The organism is Stieleria sp. (assembly GCF_041595215.1).
Lineage (GTDB): Bacteria > Planctomycetota > Planctomycetia > Pirellulales > Pirellulaceae > Stieleria > Stieleria magnilauensis.
Genome location: NZ_JBFHKV010001353.1, coordinates 1 through 1,943 on the forward strand (window position 1 = coordinate 1; position 1,943 = coordinate 1,943).

Consider the following 1,943-nt stretch of genomic DNA (forward strand, 5'->3'; position numbering starts at 1 on the left):
CCCCAACGCCAATCCAGCGATCCCCAGCACGACCGGTGGCCCCCACATCGCCGGACCACCCTCGTGCGCATGCTGGGTGCTTTCGGTTCGCCCTCCGAAAAACGGTTTGACACAAACGAACCCCACGGCCGCGACCAATCCTATGTTGGACAAGATCGACGCAGCCAAAAACCCGTTGCCGGCAATATGGCCGACCGATTCGTACCACGTTTCCTTGGCAATAAAGCCGAACGTCGGCAAGACGCCCGCCATTGAACATCCCGCCAAACCGGCCGCAGCGAACGTGGCAGGCATTGCTATCCTGAGTCCGCCGAGTTCACGAACATCGCGCTGATGCACGGAGTGATCGATCGCACCGGCCACCATGAACAACCCGCCTTTGTAGAACGCATGAGCCACCAGCACCGCCAAGGCGGCAACCAAAGTGGCTTCTGTTCCGATCCCCAGCAACAGGGTCAGCGTTCCCAGCACGCTGATGGTTGCATAGGCCAGGATTTGCTTCAGGTCAGTTGCCCGTAGCGCCAGCACGGCTCCGAGCACCATCGTGATCGCGCCGACCGAAGCAATCATCCAAAACCATTCCGCCGTCCCGCCCAAAATCGGATGCAGCCGCGCGATCAGATAGACCCCCGCCTTGACCATCGTTGCCGAATGCAAATAGGCGCTGATCGGCGTTGGAGCTGCCATCGCATTCGGCAGCCAGAAATGAAACGGAAACTGAGCCGACTTCGTGAACGCTCCGACCAGAATCAGAACCAGCATCGGCAGATAGAACGAGTGCTCACGGATTGGCTCGGCGCTCGTCAGCAGCGTCGAGATTTCAAAGGAGTTGCCTGCCAAACCCAACAAGATCAATCCGGGAAGCAGCACCAATCCACCACCGCCCGTGACCAGCAGCGCCTGCAATGCGGATGCTCGCGATTCGGGACGGTCGCTGTTAAATCCGATCAGCAGGTACGACGTGATGCTGGTCAGTTCCCAGAAGATAAACAGCGTCAGTAGGTTGTCGGCCAGAACCAGCCCCAGCATGGCGGCCATGAACAACAGCAACAGCATCCACAAGTGCCCCAGCCGATCGTCGCCTTTCAAATAGGCTCCCGCATACACCAGGATCAGCGCACCAATCCCGGTGACCATCAGGCCGAACAGCAGACTCAGACCGTCCAACCGCAGCGACACGGCAAGATTAAGTGCCGGAACCCAATCCACAAAAACCGACACATCCTGTTGGTTCACAACCGACGGCCACAGTGTCAGCAGCGCGATGAACACGCCCGCCGGGACAACGGCCAGAACCCATCCGCCCAATGAACCAACGCCCCGGTTCACCGTCGGCGCGACAGCAGCAGCGATCAGAATGGCCAACAACCACAAGAGCATCAGTTCGCCTCGTGGGGCGGCTTCGCAGGCGTTTCCAGTGGTCCGGTTTTCAAGTCGATGTTCTTCAAATGCACAGAGTGGCTCATGAGCACGATTCTACAGAGAAACGAAGCTGCACCGATGGTCCATCCCCTCACCACGATGCCGGCTTCGGACGACGACGCAAAGCCTAATCCGGACAGCAGGAACGCGACACCGCCCGTCGTCCCCGGCCACCAGAGTTCGGTTCGTCGAGCGATCGGGCGTGTCACTGGAGTGTCGAACATTGGTGTCGCAACGTAACGTTTGTACCTTTTGAGGTTTGTACCTTCGTATCCGATCCATAGCCCCACCGCACGCAAATTCTGGACCAAACCTTCCGGATTAGCCGATCCGTTTCGAAAGATCCATCGCGAAATCTTGATTCGCGTGCTATCGGCACGTGACGTAATTTCGGGTTCGCATGCCAAATGCCGTACCACGTCATCCGAACGAGAGCGTTGGAGGATGTCGAAAACCAGCCACCGTGCGCAGTACGCTATCATCAACTTCACCGACACAATCACACGGGACAGTGGCAACCG

The 1,943-nt window shown here is 58.3% G+C and carries 1 protein-coding gene; it reads right to left on the reverse strand.

The genetic code is table 11. From position 1 onward, the window contains the following. Positions 1 to 1,380, reverse strand: a 1,380-nt coding sequence (locus tag ABX749_RS31230) for a proton-conducting transporter membrane subunit (protein ID WP_372899475.1), incomplete at its 3' end; no start/stop codon positions are given. Positions 1,381 to 1,943 lie beyond the last annotated feature (563 nt).